Annotated in this window: 18 protein-coding genes and 2 pseudogenes; 10 read left to right on the top strand and 10 right to left on the bottom strand. The window is 37.2% G+C overall.

All coding sequences use genetic code 11. The features are described 5' to 3' along the window. Window positions 1–92 precede the first annotated feature (92 nt). From VB711_RS09420 to VB711_RS09380, 10 genes and pseudogenes are all read right to left on the bottom strand, one after another. Window positions 93–1958 (bottom strand): adenylate/guanylate cyclase domain-containing protein, encoded by a 1866-nt coding sequence (locus VB711_RS09420; protein WP_323285650.1) that lies wholly within the window; start codon window positions 1956–1958, stop codon window positions 93–95. A 198-nt stretch (window positions 1959–2156) separates the two neighbouring features. Further along, window positions 2157–4217 (bottom strand): ribonuclease R family protein, encoded by a 2061-nt coding sequence (locus VB711_RS09415; RefSeq protein WP_323285649.1) that lies wholly within the window; start codon window positions 4215–4217, stop codon window positions 2157–2159. A 160-nt stretch (window positions 4218–4377) separates the two neighbouring features. After that, window positions 4378–4593, bottom strand: a complete 216-nt coding sequence (gene rpsR / locus VB711_RS09410) for a 30S ribosomal protein S18 (protein ID WP_323285647.1) — start codon at window positions 4591–4593, stop codon at window positions 4378–4380. Window positions 4594–4595: 2 nt separating this feature from the next. Next, window positions 4596–4790: a 50S ribosomal protein L33 gene (gene rpmG / locus VB711_RS09405; RefSeq protein WP_323285646.1), complete on the bottom strand. Its 195-nt coding sequence runs from the start codon at window positions 4788–4790 to the stop codon at window positions 4596–4598. Between the two features lie 46 nt (window positions 4791–4836). Beyond that, a pseudogene (locus VB711_RS26445) lies at window positions 4837–5040 on the bottom strand (hypothetical protein); the annotation flags it as partial. Then, a complete protein-coding gene (locus VB711_RS09400; protein WP_323285645.1) occupies window positions 4985–5164 on the bottom strand; it encodes a hypothetical protein in 180 nt (59 codons plus the stop codon). The gene VB711_RS09400 and the pseudogene VB711_RS26445, both read right to left, overlap by 56 nt. Before the next feature lie 206 nt (window positions 5165–5370). Then, window positions 5371–5907, bottom strand: coding sequence for a GNAT family N-acetyltransferase (locus tag VB711_RS09395; protein WP_323285644.1), 537 nt, complete (start codon window positions 5905–5907; stop codon window positions 5371–5373). Window positions 5908–5909: 2 nt separating this feature from the next. Further along, the gene (locus tag VB711_RS09390) at window positions 5910–8012 is read right to left on the bottom strand and encodes an AAA-like domain-containing protein (protein ID WP_323285643.1); all 2103 of its coding nucleotides are present in this window, start codon (window positions 8010–8012) and stop codon (window positions 5910–5912) included. 29 nt (window positions 8013–8041) lie between these two features. After that, the gene (locus VB711_RS09385) at window positions 8042–9406 is read right to left on the bottom strand and encodes an AAA-like domain-containing protein (RefSeq protein ID WP_323285642.1); all 1365 of its coding nucleotides are present in this window, start codon (window positions 9404–9406) and stop codon (window positions 8042–8044) included. A gap of 588 nt (window positions 9407–9994) precedes the next feature. Next, window positions 9995–11050 (bottom strand): tetratricopeptide repeat protein, encoded by a 1056-nt coding sequence (locus tag VB711_RS09380; protein WP_323285641.1) that lies wholly within the window; start codon window positions 11048–11050, stop codon window positions 9995–9997. A gap of 359 nt (window positions 11051–11409) precedes the next feature. Between VB711_RS09380 and VB711_RS09375 the strand changes: the two genes are divergently transcribed. The 10 genes and pseudogenes from VB711_RS09375 to VB711_RS09330 form a co-directional block, all read left to right on the top strand. Further along, a complete protein-coding gene (locus VB711_RS09375; RefSeq protein ID WP_323285640.1) occupies window positions 11410–11889 on the top strand; it encodes a DUF1036 domain-containing protein in 480 nt (159 codons plus the stop codon). Between the two features lie 107 nt (window positions 11890–11996). Beyond that, on the top strand, window positions 11997–12428 hold the full coding sequence (locus VB711_RS09370; protein ID WP_323285639.1) for a hypothetical protein: 432 nt from the start codon (window positions 11997–11999) through the stop codon (window positions 12426–12428). Between the two features lie 190 nt (window positions 12429–12618). Further along, window positions 12619–13845, top strand: a complete 1227-nt coding sequence (locus tag VB711_RS09365; protein ID WP_323285637.1) for a leucine-rich repeat domain-containing protein — start codon at window positions 12619–12621, stop codon at window positions 13843–13845. A 129-nt stretch (window positions 13846–13974) separates the two neighbouring features. Further along, complete coding sequence (locus VB711_RS09360) at window positions 13975–15444, top strand: tetratricopeptide repeat protein (protein ID WP_323285635.1); 1470 nt, start codon at window positions 13975–13977, stop codon at window positions 15442–15444. 224 nt (window positions 15445–15668) lie between these two features. Beyond that, window positions 15669–16442, top strand: a complete 774-nt coding sequence (locus VB711_RS09355) for a DUF1036 domain-containing protein (RefSeq protein WP_323285633.1) — start codon at window positions 15669–15671, stop codon at window positions 16440–16442. Window positions 16443–16924: 482 nt separating this feature from the next. Continuing rightward, on the top strand, window positions 16925–19000 hold the full coding sequence (locus VB711_RS09350; RefSeq protein ID WP_323285632.1) for an S-layer homology domain-containing protein: 2076 nt from the start codon (window positions 16925–16927) through the stop codon (window positions 18998–19000). Between the two features lie 613 nt (window positions 19001–19613). Continuing rightward, window positions 19614–20270, top strand: a complete 657-nt coding sequence (locus VB711_RS09345) for a hypothetical protein (protein WP_323285631.1) — start codon at window positions 19614–19616, stop codon at window positions 20268–20270. Between the two features lie 46 nt (window positions 20271–20316). Next, window positions 20317–20443, top strand: a pseudogene (locus tag VB711_RS09340) (ISL3 family transposase); the annotation flags it as partial. Between the two features lie 52 nt (window positions 20444–20495). Beyond that, window positions 20496–21236 carry an amino acid ABC transporter ATP-binding protein gene (locus VB711_RS09335; protein WP_323285630.1) on the top strand — a complete coding sequence of 247 codons (741 nt, stop codon included), beginning with the start codon at window positions 20496–20498 and terminating at the stop codon, window positions 21234–21236. A gap of 99 nt (window positions 21237–21335) precedes the next feature. Then, window positions 21336–22591 (top strand): peptidylprolyl isomerase (locus tag VB711_RS09330; protein WP_323285629.1); only part of this gene is annotated, 1256 nt, incomplete at its 3' end.

Below are 22591 nucleotides of genomic sequence, written 5' to 3'. Positions count from 1 at the left end.
AAGAATGAATTTTTAACTGAACTATATTGTGTTTTAATCCTGCAAATCCTTTAATCCTGGACATCCTAATATGGCTACGCCACGCTGCGCTATCAGACGTTTTCCCTTTTTTTTAAAATCGAATAAATCATAGTCATTTCTTGCTTTCCACGTAGCTGTAACTGCTTTACTTTTTCGGTATGAAAATGGTGCTTGATTAGATGAAATGTAGTTTCACTAATTAAGATGTTATGAGGGTTATGATTTTTGGTATTCTTGTTGAGTTGTTCTAAACGAGCCGCAATATTTACAGCATCTCCCAATACCGAATAATTTAACCGTTCAGATCCGCCAATACTGCCAGCAACTACTAAACCCGTATGAATGCCAATACCAATTCTAATGGTGGGTTGACCTAACTGTTTTAATTCCTGATTTAAAAGGATTAATTTCTCTTGCATAGCAATAGCCGCAGAGACAGCATCAATGGCATCTTGCTGAATTTGTTCTGGACGGGTGTGGGGAAAAGGAATGCCAAAAACTGCCATAATTGCATCCCCAATATATTTATCAATTACTCCATGATGGCTTTGAATACATTCAGCCATTGCCCCCAGGTAAGCGTTTAACCAGTTGAGTAATTCTCTTGGTTTCATTTCTTCAGAAATGGCGGTAAAGCTACGAATATCAGCAAATAAAACGGTTGCTACCATTTCTTTGGCATCTAATTGACCGTTCTGAAAAATCTCTTGCCGATGTTGCCAAATTAATACTGCTGTTTCTTGGGAAACGTGACGGGCAAACAAATTCATTAATTGTTGTTTTTCTTTTTCTTCCTGCCACTGTAGAGTCAATCCAGCTAAGAAAATAGTACCGATAGGGGAAGCAATAGGCAACCAAAAATTAAAGTTAGTTAAGGCTAAAACTGATAAACTAAACCAAATAATCGGCTGTAAACCTAATAGAAATATTCGGGTATGAAATCGCCAGGGAACTAACATTAGACTGGAACTGATGCCGATACAAAATAATAGTATCAATTCAAATTGTTTTGGTAAACGTTGCAGGAGTCGTTGATTGAGGAGATTATCAATGATAGCTGCATGGAGATATACACCAGATGTTGGTGGTGTTTGTTCAAATGGAGTTTTTAAAGGATCATGTGTGCCGGTGGCTGTTAAACCGACGAGGACAATTTTGTTTTTAAGTTTGGTGATATCTACTTTTTTTTGTACAACATCGACAAAGGAATAGGTGGGGATTCCCTGATTTCCCTGAGTTGAGTTAATCCAGTTAATCCAGACTGATTGTGTTGTTATTCCCGATTTAGGAGGTGGCAGAGAAATTAGAGATTTACTGGAATTGGTGGTATCTGCGGTAAAAGTTTGTTGTTGACTATTGTTGTATGCTGTCAATAATTGAATACTGAGGGAGGGGACTTGATTGATATAGAGAGAAAATTGACGGGTAACTCCATCAAGATCGGCGTTTTTAACTATGTGGCCTGTAGTTGTGACACGATCTAAAATTGGGACGGGACGTAAGGTTTGATTTTGCCAACCAGGGGCGATCGCTAATACAATATTTCCATTAATTGCCATAGCTTCAGCCAGTGCTGGGTCATGAATGGTAGGCTCAATAAATAGGATATCAAATCCAATGACTGCGGGGGGAGAAGGTTCTAAAGTTGTTAATAATTGAGTATAGCGATCGCGCGATAATGGAAACTGACCATACTGTTTTAATGTAGCATCATCAATCGCAATCACGGCTATCCGGGAATCCCAACTAGAATGAGATAGAGAATTGCCGACATTAAACAATAAATTAAATCCTAACAACTCCAGAGAATACCAAGCCCCTACTTGCCATAATCCCATCGAAAACAGTGCGGTCAATACCCCAGGAAACAGTAAATTATTCTCTAAAATAGTACGTTTCAAATATTTACTAATATCTCCCCTGGCTGTAAGCTTCATACTTCTTTCTTTGCGTCTTCGCGGTTGATTAAAAAGGTGAATCAAGTGCAAGGAATAAGCGTTGAAACTACCAAAAACCCATCACTTGACCATATTTAAGATTATTCTTCTCTTCTTCTAATTATTTCTCCTGACTCCTGACTCCTGACTCCTGACTCCTGACTTCTAGCCCTAACCAAAAGACTTTTTCCGCAAGTCCTAATTAGCCGACGATTGTGCTTCTTGGTAAATAATTTCCTGAAATTGGATTACATCCTTTTGAGGATCAGCAAGACCAACCTTAACAGATAATTGTTCACCCAAACTCACAGAACGACGGAAAGACATCGGTAACTGTAAACCTAAATCCTCCAACAAAATCAAAGCTAAATTACTATCTTCCCGCAACCACATTAAAACAGTGATATTCCAAACTTGATGGGGATGACGACGCAAATATTCTAAAGCATAATATCTATTAGTTTGTCGTTCCACCATTGTTAACTCCTGGGTAGTAGAACTAACAGTCATCATTACTTCTTTGAGTTGTTCAGCAGAAAATGGCAACCCTTCGCCCCGCAAGTGGGCTTTAAGTTGAAAATGGGTGAGTAAATCACTGTAACGACGAATAGGTGAAGTCGCTTGAGTATAAGTATTTAAACCCAACCCAGCATGACGTACCGGAGTAATACTCATTTCACTTTTCGGCATACAACGACGCATAGCACAAGAACGGACAAAACCGGCTGGTAATAACAGCAACTCTTCATCCGTCGGTAATTCTGGTTGGGGTTGACCGCGAAATGGTAGGGGAATATTATGGGTTTGACCGTAACGCGCCGCCACTTCACCAGCGAGAATCATCATTTCTGCTACCAACTGGCGAGAGGAAGAGTCATCTAAAATATCAATACTGATTTCATCATTTTTGACTTTAATCATTGCCTCTGGCATATTGATACTGATTGCTCCTTGAGTATAACGCCAAGTTTTGCGTTTTTTTGCCCAAAGAGCGATCGCTGCAATTTCTGGTTCAGCCTCTACCCCCAATTCCAACATCTCATCTACATCTTCATAGGTGAGGCGATAGGTAGGCTTAATTAAACTGGGATGAATACAATAATCTTCCACCGCCCCTGTATCATCTAAAATTACCCCAAAACTCAAAGCGCAACAAATTTTACCCTGTACCAAACTCATCGGACCTGTCGCCAATACCTCTGGAAACATGGGAATCATTCCCGTCGGTAAATAAACTGTACTACCCCGCTTTCTGGCTTCTAAGTCTAATTCATCTTCTGGAATTAACCACCGTGTCGGGTCAGCAATATGTACCCATAGTCTTTCCCTTCCATCTGGCATTAATTCCCAACTTACACCATCATCTATTTCGGTCGTACTTTCATCGTCAACGGTGTAAACCTTGAGATGAGATAAATCTAGACGATTGGGATCTAAATCGGTTGGGGGAAAATCCAAACTTTGTTGCGCCACTTCTAACACCTTGTTGGGGAACTGAACCGGAATTGCAGAACGACGCAGGAACAGGTTTTCATGGGGACTCCACCAACCCAAGTCGATCAACAGTTGAAAAGCTGCCTGGGGGGTAGCAGGCCGTCCCAGCATATTCATAGTTTCTAACACTGAGGCGCTTGGTGGATAGGAACGAGCCAAAGAATCGTAATTTAATCCTACCCTCACAATATCTGCCAACAGCACTGCATATTTTTCTATTGCTTCTAACCTTTGGCGGTCTTGTCGCTGCCATTCTACCGGTTCACCCTGGAGAGACTGTTCTACACGGGCTAAAAATTCCTGATGTCCCTTAGCTTTTTGTGTTTCTACTTCCAGTTGGTGTTTCCGTTCTCCTACCTGGGCAATGGTACGGGGTTCATAGCCATCCCCTTTTTGTTTGAAGTAAAGTTTATCATCTGATAACAAACAATGGGCAGCGTAACACTGGGGTGGTTCTGATTCCGAAAACAGTAGATTGGCCATTTCCTTTGGCGTTACTGCTTCCCCATCTTCCACCAGTATTTCCCAAGCCACCTCCAAACTAGATGGATCTAGGTAAGGTTTAACTTGTTCTAAAAATTTGGGTATATCTGAAAATTTGTAAATCTGTCCGTTAACTGTATAAGTAATTTGTCGAGGCGCGAGGCTGTGGGACTGACTACGTTCATCCACCACAAACCAACGGGTCTTTCCATCTGGACGGTCTACTACCCCCAGACGGCGATCGCCTTGAACCCTAAATTCAACTAGCGTCCCCTTCTCCACAACTCTCGCTATAAATAATAATGAACTGTTTAATTAAATACTTTTGATTTAAAAGTGAGAGATACAGGTGAGAGCAAAAGATATTTTCATGATCACTTACTCTTAACTCCTGCACGGGTTTAGCATTGCTAAACCCCTACCCCTATACTCCCAACTCTTTTTAGCCTTCTGCATTAATGAAGGGTAACAAAGCCACAATCCGGGAGCGTTTAATTGCTAATGTTAATTCCCTTTGTTGCTGACAAGTTAAGCCAGTAATCCGCCGGGGTAGGATCTTACCACGTTCTGTGACAAATTTCCGCAATAAATCAACATCTTTATAATCAATTGGTTCTCCTGGCTTAATTGGCGACAGGCGACGACGGTAATAGCTCATTTTTACTTAATTTCCTTGTGAACAGTGTGTTTATTACAGTGGGTACAGAACTTTTTCAGTTCTAGACGGTTGGTGGTGTTCCGACGGTTCTTAGTGCTTGTGTAGCGAGAAACGCCAGAGGATCGCTTGTCTGAGTTTGTTCGACACTCGGTGCATTCTAGTGTCACTATTATACGGGCACCTTTACTCTTAGCCATAATCTTACAAACAATAAAGCCTGGAGAGATTTAACACAAATAACTATTATCTCACATCCCACCGCAATTTTTCAACTATTCTCTTAATTTTTAAATTGAGGGAGTAGCCACGCCGGGACGAGACTATAATAGTTCTACTATACCGATCATGGAGAGCTTGCCGCATCTGAATTATCTGATAAGGCAGCACACTATTAATTGCTAGGGGAATTAGTAGTAGTATAGCAGTGGGGTTGGTAATTATCTTGGCCTAACTCAGGATCAATTTGTGCGTTGTGCGATCGCCCTAAATTCATGCTACTGTTTGATGTGTATATTGACACATTTTCCGATATTCTACTTAATGCTGTGATGATTAGTGTTTTTCTCTTCATCCTAAAACTTCTTAATTGTCTGAATCAGGATAACCAAGATTAGAGGATTTACAGGATTTTTTATCATGTTTATCTGGAAATGTTTTGGATTTTGAGGATTAGTGTTTTTCTCTTCATCCTGAACATCCTTAAATCCTGGACATCCTGATTCAGACAGTAGAGTGTCTTAGGGAAGCATAACGCACCTAAATTGATTAAATTTAATCTCATGAATTAAAAAGTTTTATCCCATAAATAAATTTTTTTTGATATTTGTAAACTATAATTTTTCTAATTATTTCTTGCAGCCTATAAAAATTCATTATCCATACAATATGATGGGAATAAAACGCTAATTTATATTTTATATTTGTTACTTTCGGTAAATTGGTTAGACTATCAGAAATAGAAAAATCCAGATCCTTCATCATGTTTATTACAATTTCATTGGCACTGATTGTATATACATTTTTCCCTCTTTTTAAAGCATCTTCACATGATTTATAAAATAATAATTTTCCTAATCCCATACCTCTAAACTCTTCAAATACAAATAACGCTGCTATTTTATTCCAGTCCTGATGAAAGTCATAATTTAAACATACTCCAGCAATATTGCCATTTTCGTCTTCAGCTACGATGATATGATCTGCCCTTATCCATTCTATTAATGAATAACCCATAATATTAGGTGTTAATTTTATCTTTCTAACAACTAACTCTGCTTCAGATTTCGTGATTTTTCTGTTAGATATTCTGAACATACTTAAAATTTAAACCTTAGGTAGACTATTTGACCAAAACATATTATACATATTATCTGGAAAAAAATATTTGATATTAAAATTCTCTTCAATAAACTAAAAACACTATATTTATTCTCAATTTCATTTAAATTAACGTTGAGATCAAATAATATTCCCATCGTCTCTGCTAATTTTCTTTGATATGCCAATAATCCCCATAAGATTAGCGAAATAGCTGGGGTTAGAAAACCGAATAGACAAAATAATTGCGTCCAAAGATATCCACTATTGGACAATGTACTTCTACTCAAAGTTCCATTAAAATAAATTAGGATTAAAATTCCTAAAAATAAATTAATAGGACGTTTGATTTTTTCAGCAAAGTCCCAATAAATTTGTTTTAATTGTTGGATAATTTGATCTTTATCAGCCAAGGTTATTTTATTTTTTATTTCAGTAAGATAGTTATTATATCGTCGATTTTTTTTACTGAGTTTGTTGCAATCTTCTATAACTACGTGTATGCTTAATCCTGATAAAGGAATACCAACAATAATAAAGTTTATAAAAGCATAAGGGAAATACCAAAGATAGGGTAGTAGATATTGCCGAAAATACTCATTAGCAGTTACTTGATTATTTGCTAACAGTTGTTGTGGACCGTACCATAAATGATGAAACAGCAACATGAGGGAAATTACAAATGTAAAAACATAAGTTACTCTGCGTCTCAAAAAGAATTTTTTCTCTTGAATAAACTCAATAGCTTCTTCACTAAATTCAAAACCAATCACATACACTTCTAATATTAATAAAAAACAAATGCGAATACATTCAAGTATAGCTCCGATACTATTACTATTATATGCTTGATTCCAAGGTTTACTTTCAACAACTATGTATGAAAAACCTAGCGATATTAAACTGATGACACCCAGGAGAATTGCTAAGGGAACTAACCTAGTATAGGTTAAAATTTTGGGAGTTTTTAGTTCAGAATCGTCATTTAATACAGGTGTTAAAGAAGCTAAGTTTTTTTTAATCCAATCTTGGTTAAATACATTCTCATAGATTTTATTATAAACTTTTATTCTACCTTGCTGCTTAACTACTAAACCTGATAAGCGTAATGCCATTTGTTCGGGATCATCATTAGCATCAATATACCCATTTTGTAAAATTTGATGATAAAGCTTCAGACGTTTATAGGCTAGTGTATTATCTACAAGTAAGCGATTTTTAATTGTTCTTAGGTGTTCTGGATCATCATAAAATTCCCAATTTTGAATGATGTGATTGTGAATTAATATATGGATATTTGGTTTTCGGGTTTCTACTTTCTCAACAATTAGCTTGCATAATTTCTGGGTGAGAAATGGTTGTCCCCCAGTCCAATCTAATATCTCTTGTAAAACTATTTCGGGAGCATCTACTTTCTGGATTAATCCTTTAGTTAAGGATTGTTGAGCTTCTGCCAAGGTAAATCCAGATAATTCAATGGTTTTACCAATATTAAAAGGTATTTTATTTTTATCTTTCAAATCTGATGGTGTTACTACGCCCAGCAGACAAAATGTAATTCGTTTATATTCTATTTTTTCTGCCTGCTTATTATAGCAAGCACGGATAAATTCTAAAAATTCGTCTTTGGTTTCTCTGTTGATTAAATTATCAATTTCATCTATAAAAATCACAAAATTATCAGATGTTTTTATTAGGAGGAACTTTTCAATAAACTGACTCAATTTTTGTAATGGGGATAAAAATTTATGTTGTTCCCACCAAGGATAGAAAGTAGATACATCATTTAAAAATCCAGACCACAGTTCAAAAATAATTCCTGCATAAAAGCTTTCGGCAGAAGAGTCAGAACTACCGATGGTTGTCATGTCAATAGATGTGCATCTTATACCTTCTTCTTCCAATCTTTTTCTTGTTTGGACTCGTAAACTAGATTTTCCCATTTGTCGGGAATTAAAGACACAACAAAAATCTCCGTTTTTTAAACTTTCATATAGTTCTTTATCTGCTTGTCGTTTTACATAACTAGGATGATCTGAGGCTAAACTACCGCCAACTTTGTAATAATTAAAAGGTAATTTAAATAATATATCATGTTTCATAAATTAAGATTTAAATAATTTTGAATAGTTTAATCGCTCAGACGTTCTTGAAAATACTTTCGGTACAACTCGCAGCGTGATATGACTTGATTACTCTGCCACTTGATTAATCCCATGCTATGTAACTGATACCCTAATATTGAGTCTAGTAGCACTGCTTCTGTTGTGCTAATAACTTGTCTGAAAGCTGCGGCTAATTTTTCATTTTCTCGGAGGATTCCTAAGTGTCGGCGTAAATGTTGGCTATAAATTCCGTTATCGCTGGTAGCATCTTGTAATAATTGTTGTAAGTTTACCCATTGTCCTGGGATTGGTTGAGCTAGGTGATAAAGTGCTAACCGTACTAGATATGGATGTCCTCCTAGCATAGCCATAAGTTGCTGTACTAAATCATTGTTCCAATCAAGTTGATGTCGCTGTGCTAAATCTTGGACTTGGGAGGGGGTAAATTCTGTTAATTCTATGGATTCCCCGACATTAAATGGCGAATGATTAATGTCTAATGGTCCATAATCTTCGGTACAGTGTACTATTACCAGTCGCAGTTGTTTCCAGATATCTCGATTGTTGGCTTCTTCGTGACAAGTTCGTAGTAGTCCAAAAAAGCCTTGAGCTACTTGTGGGTAGTTGAAAACTCGGTCTACTTCATCACAAGCCAAGACTAAAGGGGTGTATATTTGCGGAAATATATAGTCTTGCAAGTAGGTTTTACAGCTAATTATACTACCGATAGGCTGTTTCCAAAATTCATGGATGCGATCGCTCACATTTAGTTCTAGGCTGATGTAAGCACAAAACCAGCGCAAAAAGTTATCTAAGTTACCAAAGTTTACTTCATCCACATCCTGGAGATTCAAACGTACTGTTTTATAGTCATAGTTACGAGACTGGGCAAGGATTCTGTCGAGTAGGGAAGTTTTGCCCATTTGCCTTGGTGCTTTAATGCGGATGAGCGCGGCTGGTTGGGCGATCGCATCATAACACAAGGATTCTATAGTATAACGCAGAGATGCCGCGGAGTAACGCTCTATATAAAGAGGAGAATCTAGCGGTACTGGATTATATGGCAATTCTAGCTTGTTGGTAGGAGGTAATCCTTCTGGTAATTTGTGCTGTTTTTTTACCCGATTTAGGGCTTGACGAAAATTACTTTTACTGACAGGTTCACCGATAATCTCTGTCAGCTTTTTCCATAATTTAGCACCAATATCATTTTGAATGTATGTACTAGCTAAATTTAGTTCTGTTGCAATATCTTCATACTTTTTTCCCTCCCAACTACCTTTTAGTACCTTAACTTCTAAATCTGTCAGGTACTTTTTAGTAGATTGAAAAACAATTGCATCAACAAATTCTTTAATCTCCTCCCAAGCAATTTTCTCATCGGATTTCATAGGTAATTTAACAAAACAAGTATGTACGATTTTACCATAATTTGAAATAGTACACTCCCAATTCCTTAAAAAATTGAGGTTCTCAGTTGCTCAATTTAGGCTCTAATCATTGTCCCACAGCCTTTTTACCCCACCCCCTAACCCCCTCAAGAGGGGCTACGGTGTACAAACAAGTGATCTGATCCCCCTAAATCCCCCTTTTTAAGGAGGACTTTAAGAAAATTTCCCCCCCTTACTTTTCCCTACTTTTTCGTGTTTTAGACTGAAAAAATTTATATTCACCTCAAAAATTCCCTACTTTTTCGTGTTTGGATTTTAGAAAATTCCCGACATAATAACAAAAAGACAAGAAATTTCCAAGGCGGAGAAATTTTCCTCGCTTCTTCTTGATTAAGCTGCAAATTAATTTAACTGGAGAAACGAGCTATGATATCTGTTTTATTAATTATTGAATCTGATCCCAATGAAGATGAAGATGAGGATGACGATCCAACTGTTCCACCTAATTGACAGCAGGATATGAATTAAACGCAGATGGACGCAGATAAACACAGATAAATTTGTGGCTATATCAGATTCTCGACTTTTTTATAAGTTGGGAATCTCACAATTTTTTAAATTTTGCTTATTGACATTTCTCATAGCATTCAATTTCCAAACTTCTAATTCTGGTAACTTCCACCGCACTCTATTTAATTGTTGATCATGAGAGTAAAATTCCAGATAGTGTTGCCATGACAATATAGCTCCTTGCTTATCTCCTTGCGCTTCTTGGACTTGGGCTAATAAACCATAAGCAGGAGCATAATCTATTTCTAATTCCAGAGAGATACTTAAATGTTGCTTTGCTTGTGCATATAAATTTTGTTGAAAATATGCCCAGCCAAGATTTTTATGTAATGCGGCTTTGACTGTGTTATCTTTCACTCTTGATAAAATTGGCTCAATCAATTCTATCGCTTCAGCGTTACGTCCTTGCAAAATTTCTAACCGAGCTAGATTATTAATCGCCGCATCACTAGCCCGATTTTGATATTGCATCGCAATTTTATAATGTCCACAAGCCTGATTCCAGTTATCTAGTTTTTCATAAGTTGCACCCAAGTTATAGTGAGCCGAACCAAAATCTGGTTTCAATTCCACTGCAATTTTTAGATAAGACAGTGCTTTATTAAAATCACTATTTAAGTAGTGTTGATAGCCAATTTTGTTAAGTGCTTTAGACATTTGTTTCTTCTCCTGTTCGTTGAAATTAACCCGTGTCAGAAATTTAGTAAATTCCTCATTTATGGGTTGATGTGTTGATAGAAGTTGTAAAATGAACTCGGAAATATTGGTGTCATCTGTCTCTTCATCTGTTGATTGATGGGTAATATGGGGTTGATGCTCACCGAATAAGTCAGGTTTGTATTTAGCAACAAGTGTCACTAACTCTGAGCGTTTGTAGCGACGACTATCAGAATGTTCACTATTCAACCCAAATTCTTGACATATTCTTTCAATAAATTTTCTGACACTAGGCTCGCCAATATTCATTGCTGCTGCGATTTCTGCGTCTGTCTCGCCAGCCAGTATCCTTTGCAATACCTCTTTCCGTCGGTTTGTCAGTTTCTCAAATATCACCTCGAATTGTTGTTGGTTCATGTTTTACTGTTACCAGCTTAATGTTTTATTCACATTTGTGACTATCTTAATAAATTTCACCCTTATCTCCCTCTGTAATTAGACCGATGTAAATAGCACCGAGTGTTGAAAGCCTGATTCAGTAATGCTTCTAGCATATAATTCGGCAAACCAAGTCAAAATGAGCAGTTTAAAGTTGTTTTACTTTAGTTAACAGTATTTATATTTGTATGTATTTATATTACATCTATCAATTGTAAATTGACAGCTATAATTTTTGATGTCACAGTTGTGAGTATAAGGTCGAGTCACGAATCGCTTATTTTGTCGGGACATTCAGGTTAACTAAACATAGTTATCGAACAAGGAGTGTAGTCACTATGAATTTACAATCAAAGCCTTATAAAGCTATAAGTTCGTCTAATATATTAATGTTTTTCTTCTTTGTTAGTCCAATGCTACTAACATTTTTCAGTTTTCCATCAAAGGCCAATGCTTGGTTTGAAGTTTGTAATCGCTCTGGTCAGAAGCAATATGTGGCTTTTGCTTACAGAGATGTAGGAGATGGACGATATGGCGGAGGAGATAATGGTTGGACTTCAGAAGGATGGTGGAATTTAGAATCAGGTCAATGTTCTCAAATCTATCCTCATGAATTAACAAGAAGAGGACAATATTATTACTTATATTCAGTAGGTGAAGACGGAACTGTGACAAGTAGCGGAGATAGACAATTTTGTACCCTAAAAAGAAGATTCACAGTTAGACGAGCAGATCAACGATGTAGTTATAAATTTAAGGGATTTTATGAAGTAGATAGAGGTGGTAATCGGAATTTAACTATCAATATCAAAGATTAATTAATCTTAGGTAGAGATATTTATGCGATCGCACTTTTGAAATAAGCACAGATTTATTGATGCTTTGAAAGCAATTTATAAACACTAAGGAATTTAAGGAATTGATCATGCGTAAGTTCAATGTTGTGAAGGCTTTAATAGTTACTTGTTTTGTCGTTTCTTCTGCACCAGCGCAAGCCCAAACTCGCACAGCAATGGCAGAATCATTCGCTTACTTGGCTAATGCAGGTTTGGTTATTGGAGGTGAATCTCCTATGGACTCACAAATTCTAATAAATTGGGCTAATAGCACAAATACTCGTGAAGTCAAGAATGTAATGCTAAAACTAATTCAAGCTTCTCAAAGTAAGTTTTCATCGGCTAGTAGTGATAATGCTTGCCAAGCCTATGCGTATTTAAAAAATACACGTTACAGGCTATTTGAAGGTCGTACAGAAGATCATTCTAGCCTAGTAAATACCTGTTTAAATATGGATGAACCTACATATCGGCAACAAATTGATAAAGATTTATCTGATCTTTTTGGTTCACTGAGCTAATTGATCAATTTATCAAAGACCTAACTCACAGCGATCGCTCCCTCAAATTATCGTTATAACTCAGAGCGATCGCTATTTTGAAATAAGCTGAGTTTTTCCTGCGATCGCTATTTTGAAATAGATAAAAAGTACGTGCGATCGCTTTCCATAATCACCAAATTTTTCATTACTATTAATAATACAAAACTACATGAAAACTAAACTCTTTCTTGGAACTATTTTTGCTTGTACTGTAGGATTGAACACTACACAAGTTATTGCAGCACCATCTAATCCAGAGAATCCCAAGACTTTTACAGAATGGTGTAAGCAAAAATCAACTTTGCCACAACAGACTAAACATACTGTGGAAGTATTGTTACAAAAAGCTGGTACTCAAGATTGCGATCGGGCTAATCAAAGTTTAACTAACTTGGATTCGCTCGACATCTCTCAAAATAAAATAAGCGACCTAAAACCATTATCTGGTTTAACTAAGTTAAATGAACTATACCTTAGTGAAAATAAAATAAGCGACCTAAAACCATTATCTGGTTTAACTAAGTTACATAAACTATACCTTTATGAAAATCAAATAAGCGATTTAAAACCATTATCTAGTCTAATTAACTTGGATTTGCTCATTCTATGGAATAATCAAATAAGCGACCTAAAACCATTATTTGGTTTAACTAAGTTACATGAACTATCCCTGGGTGGAAATAAAATAAGCGACCTAAAACCATTATATAGTTTAACTAAATTACATAAACTATGGCTTGAAGAAAATCAAATAAGCGATATTAAACCGCTATCTAGTTTAACTAAGTTAAATTGGCTATCCCTTGAAAAAAATCAAATAAGCGATTTAAAACCATTATCTAGTTTGACTAACTTGGCTTTTCTCCGAGTCCGTCAAAATCAAATAAGCGATATTCAACCACTATCTGGTTTAACTAATCTACTTGATCTCTGGCTACAGGAAAATCAAATAAGCGATATTCAACCACTATCTGGTTTAACTAATTTAGGTACGCTAGTCCTTAACAAAAATCAAATAGGCGATTTAAAACCACTATCTGGATTAACTAAGTTAATGATACTTGATCTTGGGGAAAATCAAATCAGCGATATTAAACCACTATCTAGATTAACTAACTTAGGTACACTAACCCTTCATGAAAATCAAATAAGCGATATTCAACCACTATCTGGTTTAACTAATTTACAGTCGCTCTGGTTATTTGAAAATAAAATAAGTGATATTAAACCACTATCTGGATTAAGTGATTTAAGTCATCTCTGGTTGTGGGAAAATCAAATAAGCGATATTCAACCACTATCTGGTTTAACTAAGTTAACTAGAATATGGATAAAAAATAATCCTATCAAGAATAAAATTTGCCCAGTAAAACCAGAGTCTGTATGCATTTTTTAGTTTGCTTACTAAGCTGGATATTTTGACTGAATTGTTATTTTCCAATAGGATATGTGCGATTTCAACGTTCAAATACAGATACAACATCAAATCTCTATGTTCACCTATTTTTTGGCAAAGGCATTGTTTATGAAAAAATTTCTTGGCAACTTTCTATTTTTAGGTTTGAGTGTAGCTACTCTAACAGTACCACTTATCGCTCAACCAAGCTGGGGACAATCTCAAGTTTCTCAGAATCAACAAGCAGAACAGTTGATAAATAAAGGAAAACAACAAGTACAACAGCAACAATATCAACAAGCAATACAAACATTTCAGGAAGTTCTGGGCATTGCACGAGAAGTTAAAGATCAAAGACTCGAAGCAGATACACTAACTCGTATTGGTGATGCTTACTCAAATTTGAAAGAAAAACGAAAGGCATTAGACTTTTATAATCAAGCTTTACGCATTTATGAGGCAGTGGGGAACAAAAACGGTCAAGCTACCACACTAAATAACATTGGTGTTATTACCTACGGCTTCCGAGAAGAGCAGGAAGCATTGCTTTTGTATAACCAAGCTCTCCTTCTTTATCAAGCAGAAAATAACCAAAGTGGTGAAGCTACAGTCTTGAATAATATTGGTCAAATCTACTCCGATTTAGGAGAAAATGCAAAAGCATCTGATTTTTATAATCAAGCGCGTGATCTCAGACAAATAGTTAGAGAAAAAAAACAACTAGTTAGAGAAAAAAGTGATGAACCTTTACCTTTCTCTATTTCTGGAGCTTCTTCTTCCGGTCCAATATCAGGAAGTTTTATAATAAAAGATTTAAACAAGGACAAAATTATAGATAAATCTGAAGTTTCAGATTTTAATTTGAGCTTTAATAATCAAGAGATGAAAATTTCATGCGGCTTTTCAGATTTAACTAAATTTGAACTTGATGATTCTCAAGATCATCTTCGTAAATTAACGTTAAAAGGAGGTGAAGTAGGTGCATCTTTACTTAATTTAAATATAAATTGTAAAAACAAAAATGCAGAAATTGATTTATCTGGATCAGAGTTAAAAATCAAAACCACTATTAAAAACAATCAATCTCGAAACACACAAAATAATAACTCAACAGAAGTAGGATTTAATATTTCACTTGGTACATCTTCTACGAGAACTGAATATACAACACGAATATTAGCTCTAAAAATTAAATCAATGCTAGAAGAAGCGCAAGCCCAAACCCACACAGCACTTGCAGAATCTTATGCTTACTGGATTAATGCAGGTTTGATTATTAGAGGCATATCTCCCAGGGACTTACAAACCCTAATAAATTGGGCTAATAGCAAAAATACTATTGAAGTCAAGAATGAAATGATAAGACAAATTCCAATTTCTGGAGATTATTTTTCATCGGCTAGTAATGATAAGGTTTGCGAAGCTTACGCATATTTAAAAAATATACGTTTCAAGTTACTTGAAAGTCGCTCAGAAGATCATTCTAGGTTAATAAACACCTGTTTAAGTATGGATGAAGCTACATATCGACAACAAATTGACGAAGATAGATCTGATATTTTACTTTGGCTTTTGTTCTCTGTCCACGCAAATAACTGAGCTAATTAATCAAGCTAGAGAAGCCTTTTGAAAAGTCTCTCATCATGTATCAAACCATCTCAGATCCCTTCTGGGGGCATCAAAGTCCCCTTTTTCAAGGGGGATTTAGGGGGATCTAGAAATATTAAATACCACAAGAAAAAGTTTATGGCTACGCCACGCAAGCTATCAAACAAACTTTTAGACTAAATAAAAATTACAGAAACATGGAGTAGATAAAAATCATGAAAATACAGATAATGCGTTGCTTCACTCTATTCTGGGGAGCATTAAGTCTTGCAATTCTACAAAACTTATATTTATTTATTCAGAATACACCTATTGTAACTGCACAAAACATCCCAGAGGCGCAATGTATCACTAATCCCTTTGGGGAACAGCGTTGCGGTTATAACTGTGTTCAGAATCCTTTTGGAGGGATGGCTTGTGCAGATTGGCCTGGAGGTAAATGTAACGTTAATGCTTTTGGAAGTATTACTTGTGGGCCTGAAGCACCACCAAACTGGACATCATTATATCAAAATAACCAGCAAGCAATAAATAACTGTAGTCAAATTCAAAATGTTCGTCAGTTGGCTCAACAGGAATCATTAAATTTAAATACTTCTAGTTTGAATGCCCTAGAATCAAAATACTGTAATAAAGCTATTAGCAATAGCTCAACAACAAACAGTCAGGGATTAACAATTTGCAATAAAACAAACGAATCAGCATATACTGCAATTGGGTATGCAAAAAATAAGCAATGGTATGCTGAAGGCTGGTGGAACATAGCACCAGGAAAGTGTGCTAAACTTTATGCCGATACCCTGAAATATCGTTATTACTACGTTCATGCTTCTTCAGAAAACTTGGTATGGAAGGGTAGTGCAAAATTTTGTGTAAGTAGCCAAGCATTTAGACTTGCAAATAGTGAAACTTGTGAGATAAAAAGCGAAGGATTCAGAAGAATAGATACAGGCAATTCTAAGGGGTTTACTTATAACTTAAATAGATAACATTCACTTTTAGTATAAGTAAATGGACAGAATTAATTACAAATGAATTTCTAGACTGGATAAGGGTTTAGCATTGCTAAACCCCTACACATCTGGGTTTTTTGTAATTTTGTAAAAGTCCATATCCCAACCGTTTTTAGTATAAAAGCAAATGCACATCAATATATTTCTAAGAAAACAAAAATTAGCCAAAAATATGCGATCGCTCTAATTAACAATGCCTCTGAAAGAATTGATGGTAAAATTAGTCCACAAGGGCTAAAAGTTTATTTATACTTGAAAAGGCCATAACTTACCTTCAAGCACAAGCTCAAATTGTAATCTTGAGAAGTATAAGATGCGATCGCGTACCCACCCATCGGAGGTATCGTCTAGAGCGGTTACTCAGAATAAATGTAGTCTATCTGATGACTAATTTGATCAACTTGCTCCAAAATGGCTGTAAGCTAATCAACATTTAAGGCATTAAGTTTCAAGTATCAATGGTCAACTCAACTCTGATCACCACGCTCTATGTCAACCCCATCACCGGAAATGATCGTTATCTTGGTTCTCGGTTAAACCCCTTAAAAACTATTACTCAGGCAATCAAAGTTACCAGTGGGGCAATTATTCAGTTAGCACCAGGAACTTATAGTGTTGCTAGTGGTGAAATATTCCCCTTGGTGATTCCATCAGGAATGCTGGTGGTAGGTAACGAAGGTAATAAAGGACAGGACATTGTGATTTCTGGCAGTGGAGAATATCAAAGTCCTAGTTTTGGTATGCAAAATATAGCTTTGCTGTTGCTAGGTGATGCTAGTATTTTAGGTGTAACGGTGACAAATTCTATATCTAAGGGTACGGGAATTTGGATTGAATCCACATCACCGACCTTAGCTAATAATACTTTGAGCAAATGTGGAAGAGAGGGAATATTTATTACTGGTAATGCTAAACCTGCCATTGTAGATAATTTGTTCACTCACAATCGTGCTAGTGGGTTAATGATGGCACGGAATAGCAAGGGTGAGGTCTTGCGGAATATTTTTGAGAATAACTCTTTAGGGATTGCAATTAGTGATTTTGCTGCTCCTTTGGTCGCTAATAATAAATTACTAGCAAATGGTACAGCGATCGCTCTTTCACGCTACGCTAAACCTGTACTACGGCGTAATCTAATCACCAAAAACACCCAAGCTGGGTTATCAATCACTGGTAACGCCGTCCCAAATTTAGGTCATCCTCAAGATCCAGCTAACAATATTTTCCGTGACCAGGGAGGATTGGATCTAAAAAATTCCACATCCCAAAAAATTATTTCTGTTGGTAATCAGTTAAATCCTAGTCAAGTTACCGGATTAATAGATTTTATTGCTGCTACCGCCGAAACACCCAGTCAAGTAGGAATTAATACCAGTTTTTCTGATTTAGATGGACATTGGGCGGCGGTTTTTGTCGAAGCTTTGACCAGTAAAGGGATAATTAGCGGTTTTCCTGATGGGACTTTTCAACCTGCAACCCCTATTACCCGCGCTCAGTATGCAGCTTTGATTGCTAAGACTTTTCAGTTACCTGCAACCAATTTTGATAGTAAATTCACAGATGTAAAACCAGATTTTTGGGCAGCTTCAGCTATTACTATTGCCGCCAATATGGGCTTTCTCAAAGGCTTTCCTGATGGAACATTTCGACCGGGACAAAATTTAACTAAAGTCCAAGCATTGGTATCAATTGCCAACGGATTGAAATTTACTGGCAGTAATCCCAATGTTCTCACATTGTATAGCGATCGCGCTCAAATTCCCAGTTATGCCACCAATGCCGTTGCCGTTGCCACTCAAAAACTATTGGTAGTCAACTATCCCCAACCAGAACTCCTAGAACCACTACGGGATATTACTAGGGCTGAGGTAGCAGCAGTTATTTATCAAGCATTAGTAGCCAGAGGAGAAGAAGAAGCGATCGCCTCCCCTTACATTGTTAAACCTGATACTGATATGCCCTCCTTTACCGACTTAGTAGGACACTGGGCAGAACCATTTATTAGGGCGTTGGTGAGTATGAATTTAACTCAAGGCTTTGCTGATGGCAGTTACAAACCAGATCAAGTCATGACTCGCGGACAATATGCAGCCTTAGTCACAGCCGCCTTTCATCCCCAACCTAAACGTCCCGCGATCAAATTTACCGATGTAGCCAAAGATTATTGGGCAGCCAACGCCATCGAAATAGCAGCTAGTGGGGGTTTCGTGGGTGGATTTAGCGATCGCACCTTTCGACCAGAACAAAATGTCCAAAGACTACACGTAATTGTTTCCTTGGTGAACGGACTTGGACTATCAGCCACCAATCAACCAAATCGGCTCAAATATATAGATAATCAGACTATACCAGAATATGCCAAAAGTGCGATCGCTACCGCCACAGCCCAAAAAATAATTGTCAATTACCCCGATCCCCAACTGCTTGCACCCACTAGAGAAGCCACAAGAGCCGAAGTAGCCGCAATGGTCTATCAAGCCCTAGTTGCTATCCAACGCACTAAATCCATTAATTCCCCCTATATTTTCAGGTGATTTAATCGACATTAATAGGAGTTACCCATTGACAAAATCTATTAGACATCTCCGGTAAAGATTGTAAGTCCAAAAATCCCTACATGAGGAACGTCTGTTTAGGGATTATCAATTCTATCTCTTGTAGGGTGTGGTTCGGGAAGCTCACCAACCACGTCAGACCCAATAATTGAGCATCTAACAGACTTTCTCTATCTGACGCACCACACTAATATGGGATTCCAGTCATAATCACCTTAATTGCTTATTTGTATCCCCCATACCTCAGCCCATTGATGAAGAGGATATTCTGTAGGGTTTAAGGTATGGGGTGTGGAGGGTTTACTACACTACAAGAACTGCGGGGAAGGTCTTTATCACGGATATTCTGTAGGGTTTAAGGTATGGGGTGTGGAGGGTAGAGGTACATTGTCAATAATATGTGGTTATTATTGTTTGCAGAACAGGAATTGACAAGTAGAATGGAAAACACTGCCAGCCAAATTGGCAACTTGTGAGAAAATGCTCATGTAGCTAAAAAAACGCTCGGCTAGATGCGATAGGTAAAATATCTATACCTGTTGCTTGGAACTAAAAACCCATGCTAATAACAGCCATAAACTCCCCAGCTGCCTTGGCAGCGAACTTATTAACTCACTATAGTTTTGATCTCAATGGGTACAATGCCAATGAGTTAATTAACTCTTGGCAATCCGAATACCCAATTAATTGGTTACACTTGGCAGTGATTGAAGCTTTGTATCAAGGACGCTATAAAGCCGTCTCTGTACAACATATCCTGATTTCATGGTTACGACGGGAAAAGGCAGTTTACCATTTTAACATGGAATTTGAACGCTTAATTTGCAGCAAATTTCCACAACGCCTAACCCCTTCTTTACCAGTGCTACCACCAGCCAAGACAGATAATTCTATTGAAAAAACCATCAATTCTCAACCATTACTGACTCCCGTGGGTAATAATTATCGAGCCAGTGATACAATCCATAAACAAGAATCGCGGTCTTCTTCAGTAACGGCAGGGGTTTTAGCATCTCCCTCTTTTGAACTTAGTAAAGAGGCTACCAAACACCAGCCAATTAAGAATACAGTAGCCAAAGTCAAATTTCAGGAAAATTCGCCAATTCCAGCGCCACCACCGAAAATACTACCAGAGACTACCAATCATCGTCCCATAGATAAATTTATCCCCCAAAAGAGCGATCGCTCTGAGTTATTCACATCCAAACTCAAAGCCATGACTGCTGAACAGCCTGAATTTGCTCTCTAAAGGGCGCTTGCTGTTTCTACTTTGTGGATGGTGATGTTAGGTGGTGCAGCCAGAACGATTAAATAAAGTTCAAGAAGTTTCACCTATTCTGGCAAAAAATGTACGCCCTAAAAGAAGAATTTCGAGACATATTTGAATCTACTAAACCTTGGGTTGAAAACAAGATTCAAGTAGGATTCCTATATATTTTATGAATTAAAGATCGCATTAAAGGAGTAAAAGAGGATGACAGAAAATACACAGTTAATTATTGCCGAAGAAGTTCATAAATGGTATGGTAAATTTCATGCTCTCCGGGGTGCGAGTTTAACAGTCAATCGGGGAGAAGTAGTAGTTTTAATGGGTCCTTCCGGGTCGGGAAAATCTACCTTTATTCGTACCTTTAACGGATTAGAAGATTATCAAAAAGGTAAAATTACCATTGATGGTATTACCTTGAGTCACGATTTACAAAACATTGAAGCCATTCGTCGAGAAGTGGGGATGGTATTTCAACAATTTAATTTATTTCCCCATTTAACAGTATTGAAAAATATCACTTTAGCACCGATTTGGGTACGTCGTTGGTCGAAAGAAAAAGCCGAAGAATTAGCAATGCAATTATTAGAAAGAGTCGGAATTTTAGAACAAGCAAATAAATATCCAGGACAGTTATCTGGTGGACAGCAACAACGAGTGGCGATCGCTCGCGCTTTAGCCATGCAACCAAAAATTATACTCTTTGATGAACCCACCTCAGCCTTAGATCCAGAAATGGTGAGAGAAGTATTAGATGTAATGCGTAACCTGGCCAGAGAAGGGATGACAATGGTAGTCGTTACCCACGAAATTGGATTTGCGCGGGAAGTCGCAGATCGGGTAATTCTTATGGATAGCGGTTGTCCAGTAGAATCAGCTACCCCAACAGACTTTTTTACCAACCCTCAAGAAGAAAGAACACGGAAATTTTTATCCCAAATTCTCTAGAAAAATTTCATTTTTTGACCAAATCTCATCAGTAAACTTGCCGAAAATATCATAAGATTACTACGATACTCATTATATTTTTTGCAAGAGAGCAAATTTATGGCTACTTTGCCTGTTATCACGACCCTAATTGATGATGTTGTAGTAGTCGGAAATGCTGAAGATACTACTATAAGTCTCTTTAATCACTTTGACGATCCATTGACAACTGGATTAGTAGCACGTTTTGAGCTATACGATACTTCGTTAAGCGGTGGAATCACCAATGTTGTACTGTTTGATCAAGCAGATCAAGGTGCGGATTTAACCGTTGCTAACTTCCTCAACTATGTCAACGACGGTGATTATGTCAATACAATTATTCATCGTTCGGTTCCCGGCTTTATCATCCAAGGTGGTGGTTTCACTGCTAACGGATTAGCAACTGCACCAACCCCTGCGAGTGCGATCGCTGTAATACCCACCAATCCACCAGTACAGAATGAATTTAGCGCAAATCGCTCTAACACCCGTGGAACGATCGCTATGGCTAAAGTAAACAACAATCCTAATAGTGCCACAAATCAATGGTTTTTTAACCTAGCTGATAATAATGATATCAATAATCCCTTTAACCTTGATAATCAAAATGGTGGTTTTACTGTCTTCGGTGAAGTTATTTCCCAAAGTGATTTAGACGTATTAGATGCGATCGCTGCTGTACCGACATTTAACCGAACCACCGTTTTCCAGCAAGGAGCATTTACCAATATACCCCTAATTTTCGAGAATCCGAGCAATCCAACACTGACCGGGGATGAAAATTTTGTCCGCTACAAAAGTATCACAGTTTCCCAACAAGACGAACTTCAATTCACAGTAATTAATAATTCCAACCCCAGTTTAGTTAATCCCACGATTAGCAACAATGCACTTTTACTAGATTATCTACCAGGTCAAATTGGTACTGCACAAATCACAGTTCGCGCTACCAATTTACTAGGAGATACAGTAGAAGATACCTTTGTAGTGACAGTTGATAATACTCCTCCAACTACCACAGGCATCGGTAATATTATAGTTGACGAAGATGCCAACAATAGTATAATTAACCTGTTTGATGCCTTTGCTGACTTACAAGATAGTGATGTAGAATTAACTTATGCGATCGCTAACAACAGCAACCCCCTCCTCTTGACCAACACCCCCATTAACAGTACAACCGGTGAATTAACCCTAGATTTTGCTCCCGATATCAATGGTCAAACCAATATCACAATTCGAGCGCAAGATACACAAGGAGAATTTGTAGAGACTACCTTTACCGTCACAGTTAATCCGGTTAACGACAATCCCGTTGCAGAAAACGACAATGG

It is taken from the genome of Cronbergia sp. UHCC 0137, from assembly GCF_034932285.1.
Classification (GTDB): Bacteria; Cyanobacteriota; Cyanobacteriia; order Cyanobacteriales; family Nostocaceae; genus Cronbergia.
The sequence above is the reverse complement of the archived record's forward strand: the minus strand, read 5'-3'. Positions and strand labels throughout refer to the sequence as shown.